General features: G+C 36.1%; 6 protein-coding genes and 1 pseudogene. 2 read left to right on the forward strand and 5 right to left on the reverse strand.

All coding sequences use genetic code 11. The features are described 5' to 3' along the window. On the forward strand, positions 1-209 hold a 209-nt coding region (locus P8M54_RS04485), incomplete at its 5' end, for a hypothetical protein (protein ID WP_300285636.1). Between the two features lie 374 nt (positions 210-583). Beyond that, positions 584-1,684 (forward strand): methylmalonyl Co-A mutase-associated GTPase MeaB, encoded by a 1,101-nt coding sequence (gene meaB / locus P8M54_RS04490; RefSeq protein WP_300285646.1) that lies wholly within the window; start codon positions 584-586, stop codon positions 1,682-1,684. Positions 1,685-1,715: 31 nt separating this feature from the next. On the opposite strand, the gene P8M54_RS04495 is transcribed toward meaB, so the two are convergent. From P8M54_RS04495 to P8M54_RS04515, 5 genes and pseudogenes are all read right to left on the reverse strand, one after another. Further along, the gene (locus tag P8M54_RS04495; protein ID WP_300285638.1) at positions 1,716-2,474 is read right to left on the reverse strand and encodes a hypothetical protein; all 759 of its coding nucleotides are present in this window, start codon (positions 2,472-2,474) and stop codon (positions 1,716-1,718) included. A gap of 206 nt (positions 2,475-2,680) precedes the next feature. Continuing rightward, positions 2,681-2,911 (reverse strand): hypothetical protein, encoded by a 231-nt coding sequence (locus tag P8M54_RS04500; RefSeq protein ID WP_091473020.1) that lies wholly within the window; start codon positions 2,909-2,911, stop codon positions 2,681-2,683. A gap of 236 nt (positions 2,912-3,147) precedes the next feature. Further along, a complete protein-coding gene (locus P8M54_RS04505) occupies positions 3,148-4,527 on the reverse strand; it encodes an MATE family efflux transporter (RefSeq protein ID WP_300285641.1) in 1,380 nt (459 codons plus the stop codon). Positions 4,528-4,618: 91 nt separating this feature from the next. Continuing rightward, on the reverse strand, positions 4,619-6,379 hold the full coding sequence (locus P8M54_RS04510; protein WP_300285643.1) for a cytochrome c peroxidase: 1,761 nt from the start codon (positions 6,377-6,379) through the stop codon (positions 4,619-4,621). A gap of 83 nt (positions 6,380-6,462) precedes the next feature. Beyond that, positions 6,463-7,031, reverse strand: a pseudogene (locus tag P8M54_RS04515) (hypothetical protein); the annotation flags it as partial.

A 7,031-nucleotide genomic window follows, 5' to 3' on the forward strand; every position in this document is an offset into this window, starting at 1 on the left:
GTAGCAGTAGCAGTAATTTGAGAGTTGAAATTGTTACAATTAACACAACGCTACCAGCTACTAATTATGAGGAAATACTGTGCGATGATTTGAATGATTCTAAAGAAATTGTAAATCTTAGTTCGAAAGAAGTATTAGAAAGCCCCGCGGTTAAAATTAAGCAACCCGTTAATTTTTTGGACCACCCAAACTTTTTTCCCAATACGTAAAAAAACAAGAAAGAAGCGCCAAAGCCAATCCAAGCAGCACCTATTGGATATAGCAACTGATTGTTCCAATGAATTTTTGGAATATAATACAATGCCAAAGCGGGAAGACAAAAATTCACCGCAATGGAATTCAATAGTTTATAGATAGTGACAGGCACCTGTCGTACCCTTTGCAACAACAGTCCTATGAATAAATAAATGAAGATTAAAATAAAATTATTCATAGTAAATACTTGATTCTGCTTTGCTACTGATCTTTTAAAAACAAAAATAGTATTTATAAACGAATATTAATCATTGCTGAATTAAATGAAATCCCCTTTAAAATTCAAAAAATGCATAAACTTTCCCGTAGAAGTATTATTTTTACTAAAATGATTGAAGCTTTGACAAACAACACCAATAAACCATCGGCCTTACACGAAAAATCAGGAGTGAATGCACCAGATAGCGTAAGTGCGACTGTTGTGAAAAACATACAGCATTTCAGAAAAAAACAACCGTCGGCGGATGAATTGACTAAAGGTATTTTAGCTTCAAATATCACGGCCCTAAGTCGGTCTATTACATTAGTCGAAAGCACAAATATTCAGCATTTGGCGAAAGCCAATAGTATCATCAACGCTTGCCTTCCTCATGCTAACAAATCAATTCGCATAGGTATTACAGGAGTACCAGGAGTTGGAAAAAGTACTTTTATTGAAGCTTTTGGTAAACACCTTACCTCTTTAGGAAAAAAAGTAGCAGTATTAGCTGTCGATCCTAGTAGTTCCATATCGCACGGTAGTATTCTAGGCGATAAAACCCGAATGGAAGAACTAGTTAAAGACCCGAATGCTTTTATTCGTCCTTCGGCCTCAGGGGATACTCTTGGTGGCGTAGCTCGAAAAACTAGAGAAACCATCACTTTGTGTGAGGCAGCAGGCTTCGATACGATAATTATCGAAACGGTTGGCGTAGGTCAAAGTGAAACTGCCGTACACAGCATGGTCGATTTTTTCTTACTTTTAAAAATTGCTGGTGCCGGCGATGAATTACAAGGTATTAAACGAGGTATTATGGAAATGGCAGATGCCATAGTGATCAATAAAGCGGATGGTGATAATATTAAAAAAGCAAAACTCGCCAAAACAGAATTCAATAGAGCCTTGCACTTATTTCCTGCGAAAAAATCAGGTTGGACAGCCACAACCTCAACTTGCAGCGCCATAACTCAAGAAGGAATTCCTGAAGTGTGGAATACGATAACTGATTTTATGCAGTTGACCTCAGCAAACAACTATTTTAATATAAAAAGGACACAACAGAATGAATACTGGATGCTTGAAACTATTAATGCCGCCCTTAAACTTCATTTTTATGGCAATCCCGAAGTAGAAAGTGTACTAATAGAAACTAAAAAAGCGGTGCAAGAAGCTATTTTATCTCCATTTGCAGCCGCTCAAATTGTTTTAGAAAAGTATTTTAAAAAATAGTGTAAATCATAAAAATGCACTACTTGTAATTTTAACGTACATTATTAACAGAATTTTTAGCGATTTCATGTCTAGCAGATAATTGACCATTATTGATACTAAATCCCATTTTAACCTGTGTTTTCAAAGTATCCTTAAGACCGGAGGTTGCTTTCTCGACAATAACGAAAGCTAGCTCATATTCCCCATCGGTGAGTACAAATTCTGATGTAGAACTATCATTAGGAATACTATACACTTGCTTTCCATTTTTAGCATAGGATGCAGCAGCAGCACCACCGCCGCCACCAGCTAAATTACCTACGCTAGAAACTGAAGCTGAAATAAGGGCACCGCCAGGCATGGCTCCTCCTAATAGTGAACTACCTTGTGATAAAACACTCCCAGCAGCATGTAAGCCTTGACTTATTTTCTCCCCAAAGGATAAAATGTCACTGGGTTGTAAAGCATTAATGCTTTTTTCGGTTGTATTAATGCTAAAACCATCAGCAGCGCTAAATAAAACGATACAGCCATTATTGATTAGACTTACGTTTATCGTTCCACTCTTTACCTTCTCCCCAAACGTTGCGCCTTGTGTTTGCTTGGCCACCGTAACGTTCATCGAAATCCTATTCGGAATTCCATTATTTATACCGTTTATACTATTAGAAACAGTTGGCAGAGCTACAACAGTTGATTCAGCATTGACTTGATTTTTTTTTACTGAAATTGGCAGTTTTTCTTGAGCATGCACTGTGAAACTAGTTAAAGCACAAAAAAACAAAAGTCTATTTTTATAATTTTTCATAAGATAGAATTTAAGGTTAATAGCAAAATGCAACTTCTTTTTAACAATCCAAAATACAAACTAAAACCATTGAAATACAACACATTAAAGTCACAAAAAATAATAATCGGATGCTCAATCCAGCCCATAAAAAAGCGGTTATAAAAAGAAATACTATTCTTTTCATAACCGCTTATCCCTTTCTAGAAATAGAGAAGAAAATAAATTTATTCCTTCTCGTATAATTCCATTTCTCTATCGTAAAAAGCATTGGCTTGCTCGATCAACCCTTCCATTTCCGTATTTAATTCTGCTTCATCTAAGTCCTCAGCTTCTTCCATGAACTCTACTTCGTCATCCTTTAGGTTGATAATAAATCTTGGATAATCTAAGTGAATGATAAAAATATCGTCTGGAAAATCAGTGTTGTCTCCTAGTAAAAATTTCGGTAATTCCATATTGTTAGTATTATTTAATGCTAATTTTTAATATCGTAGTTCGTAACGGACTCAACGACTAAACAAATAACCGAATAAACTTTTAAAAAATCTATTGGTCTACCTAAATATTTATAATTTTTCCAACCAAAAGTAACCATGGGCAAGCAGAAAAGCATGATTCGCTAGGATCTAAATAATTTGGTATCGAACAAGGAATTTATTTTAGAATAAAAATTAGACTGATGCTTTGCTATTTATTTCTGACCACCAAGGATTAACTTTTTAGTTAAGCTATTGAATCGAATATACAAAAATAATGCTGCTGTTGACAAACCAGCTAAAAGTCCTAACCATATTCCTGCTGCTTTTAGATCAGTGTACATCCCTAAATAAATTGAAACCGGAAAACCAACCACCCAGTACGCTACGAAAGTTATATACATGGGAATCTTTACATCTTGAAGTCCACGCAACGCGCCTAAAACTACAACCTGAATTCCGTCAGAAATTTGAAAAATAGCCGCTACAAGTAACAGTTGTGCCGCTATTGTTACTACTTCTGTATTTACGGCTAAGTCGGTTATATTGTTCATATCGACAAACAAAGCCGGTAGGTATTGGTGAAAAACGATAAATAGTAAAGCAAAAACAGACTCCAGTAAAATAGCCAGTAAGAAGATTGAAAATGCAACGATGCGCAATTGTTTGTAATCTCCTAACCCTTTTTGGTTACCAACCCTAATGGTCGCTGCGACGCTTAAACCCATCGCAAACATAAAAGTAAACGAGGCCAAACTCAAGGCAATTTGATTAGCCGCCTGATTCGTTATACCTAACCTACCCGACAACCAGATTGCTCCAGTAAATAAGGCTACTTCAAAAAACATTTGCATCGCCGATGGTGCGCCTAATTTTATAATTTGAATATTTACCGCCTTTTCAATTTTCTTTAATGAAAAACCTTCAAAAAAAGGATGAAATTTTTCTTTTCGCTTCATGCGGTAATGCATATAACCCACCATTACAAAACGAGAAACAATTGTTCCTATTGCCGCTCCTACAATTCCTAACTCTGGAAAAATCCAAATTCCGTAAATGAACAGATAATTAAGGATAACGTTAACCACATTTCCTAATATAGTGGCCCACATCGAGTATTTAGTTTCGCTCATACCGTCAGCAAATTGCTTGTACCCTTGAAAAACAATCAACGGAATTAAGCTAAAAGCAACAATATCAAGATAGGGTTTGGCTAATTCGACAACATTTTCAGGTTGTCCCATTAAAGTGATCAAAGGTTTAGAAAAGAATATCAAGGCAAATAATAGCACCCCTAGAATGGTACACAAATACAAGCCATGATGAAAAGTACTGCGACCTTCCTCAATGTTTTTTTTACCATCAGCTTGTGCTGCCATAGGAGTAATCGCAGTTGAAAACCCAATTCCTAAAGACATGGCGATAAAAATGAAACTATTTCCTAAGGAAACCGCAGCCAATTCAGTAGGTCCTAATTTGCCTACCATGATATTATCGACAATTCCCACTACTGTATGCCCAAGCATTCCTAAGATGATAGGATAAGCTAATCGTAAGTTATAAGAGAATTCTTTGGTATAAGTTGCTAAAGTCACGGTAATTATTTTTGAGCAAATATAGCGAGAACCAAAACCAATATTCGCTTAGTCAACCAAATACTTTTATTTAAATCAGTACGATCTCTTCCTATTTTTGGTACTTCTTATCAGTCAATGTTCGCATAAAAGCAACTAATTGTTTTTTTTCTAAAGTTGTTAATTGTAGTTTATCCACGGGTAATGTCTGGTTTTCTAGATCAAATCCCAATCCACTACCGCCACCTTCGTTATAAAAATCAACTACTTCCTCTAAGGTTTTAAAAACGCCATTGTGCATGTAAGGAGCCGTCAATTCAATATTTCTGATGGTTGGAGTTTTAAAAGCATACTTATGAATCTTCGCTCTTGTCACATTGTATTTTCCTTCATCAGAATCTAAGATACCATCTTCGCCTGGCACGCCCAATACTTCACTCTCTGATTTCATAAAATTAGGTGGAACAGTTCCGTTTGTTAATGGAATAAAATGGCAAGTGGCGCATTTTCCTTTTCCCGAAAAAAGGTTGAATCCTGCTTTTTCATCTCTAGTAAAAGCCACTTCTTGACGCATATAGCCATCAAATTTAGAGTCATATTTACTCAACGTACGAATGTAAGAAGCCAAAGCATTTTTTATCTCAAAGGCAGTGATCTCTTTTTTCGGAAAAGCATTTTCGAACTGCTTTTGGTAGCCTTTGTTTTTCTTAATTTTTGCTGCAGCAACTTCAAGCGAACCGTGCATTTCGGTAGTGTTTGTTATTACAGCTATCGCTTGATCTTCAAGATAATTCACTCTTGAATCGCTAAAAAACACCCTTTGAAAAGCAATATTTGTTAATGTTGGGGTATTGCGCTTTACAAATGATTTTCCATCAAAAGATACTGCTTTGGCTTCACCATCGGTAAAAGCTTTTTCTGAATGATGGCAAGAGGCACAAGATCGACTGTTATCACCGGACAAAATCTTATCATTAAATAGTGCTTTACCAAGATTAGCTTTGGCTTCCGTGGTTTTATAATCTGGGAAACCAGAAAAAGCTTCTTCATCAAAAACTTCTTTATCGAATAAGGTTTGAGCAGTCGTTCGCAAGCCTCTTACCTCCTTGAATACAGGTATTTTTAAATCCAACTGCTTTTGGTATAAACCACTGCTCAACGGATTGAGGTATTCCTTAATAAAGGTTGCGCGATCAAAACGATTAAAATCGGGATTTGACTCTAGGTACTTAATTGCATTGGTTATAATTGACGTTTTTTCTTGAGTCGCTTCGTTTTTATAAATGGCATCGTATTTTTGAATTCCTTGCAAAGCGCTAATCGCTTCTGGAATAGATTGTTGCGCTATTGGGGAATCAAAACCCGTTATTCCCAAAGTAATAATTCGGAAAACCTCCAACCGCATGGCATCAAAAACATGAGCATCAGTCAGTTCAGTTGAAGTAGTAATTCGTTCTAATCGTTTTAAATTAGCCGTAAGTATTCCAAGCTCTTTCAGTAATTCTGTCTTAGACTCTTTATTGTAAACCGGAAATAAAAATGCTTCTAACACTTGCAAACCTTGTGGCGGGATAGTTAATCCATCATTTTCTTCGTATTCAGGAATGGCAGGACCGTTAATGGATTTAGATACTTCTGGAAAATAATACTCTGTAAAAAGTTCCATTTGCTTGTACTTTTTACGTGCGGATAAAAACTGTTTCTGAATCTGTGTAGTCGAAGCATCGTCTTGAAGTAATTGATCCAATTGGCTAACGGATTGTATTAATGTACTAATATCAGTAAGCAGTAACTCTTTTACTTGATTTGTTTTGGGTTGCTCTTGACAGGATACCAAAACACATACAATTAAAAAATAAATAAAAGTTTTCATAGGAAATGATAGGTGATTAAAAGCAAAAGCCCCGATTTCAAAAACTGAAACCGCGGACTTTTAACTATTCTATTTTTTATAATTTATCTCGCAAGTCCTTTAATTAAAACAATTTGACTCGCTTGCTTTTCATTTGGTCTTCCTGTACCACCATCAGCACCTTTGTATTTATCGCCGGTCCAAGTATGCGGTTGAACACTTAATAAAAAAGTATCTTCGACTCCTAACTGCTCAGATACATCAATCAAAGCGCCGTATTCCCAGTCACCAAATTTGGAAGTTCCGCCCACATTGTATTTTGCTGCATCTGATTCCGTACGACGGTGATCCAATTCAACTACCACCTTCATGGTTTTTTTAGCAATGTCATACTGATAAATGTAGCCATCATGCGTTTCGTCTCCGTAACCATTAGCATCCTCTTGAACGTACACATAGTTTTTAGTTACACAAATATTATCTGGATTTTGAAACGTTTTAGCAATTCCGTTACGATCATCACCATCTAATAAAACTTTCAGCGTTCCCGTCAGCGGATTAGTAGCATCAAGGTTCAGCTGATACACTCTTCCGTATTTAGTTCTCGAACCATCCGCATTGGTACCCGTTGTATTTTGACCCGTAACATTAAAATAAATTTCTCTGTCAGCTT

Origin of the sequence: Flavobacterium sp. (genome assembly GCF_029242675.1) — a bacterium.
Classification (GTDB): Bacteria; Bacteroidota; Bacteroidia; order Flavobacteriales; family Flavobacteriaceae; genus Flavobacterium.

Bases quoted from the DNA above. Each gene is read 5' to 3' on its own strand.
- meaB (WP_300285646.1), top strand. From the start codon at position 584: ATGATTGAAGCTTTGACAAACAACACCAATAAACCATCGGCCTTACAC.
- P8M54_RS04495 (WP_300285638.1), bottom strand. From the start codon at position 2,474: ATGAAAAATTATAAAAATAGACTTTTGTTTTTTTGTGCTTTAACTAGT.
- P8M54_RS04500 (WP_091473020.1), bottom strand. From the start codon at position 2,911: ATGGAATTACCGAAATTTTTACTAGGAGACAACACTGATTTTCCAGAC.
- P8M54_RS04510 (WP_300285643.1), bottom strand. From the start codon at position 6,379: ATGAAAACTTTTATTTATTTTTTAATTGTATGTGTTTTGGTATCCTGT.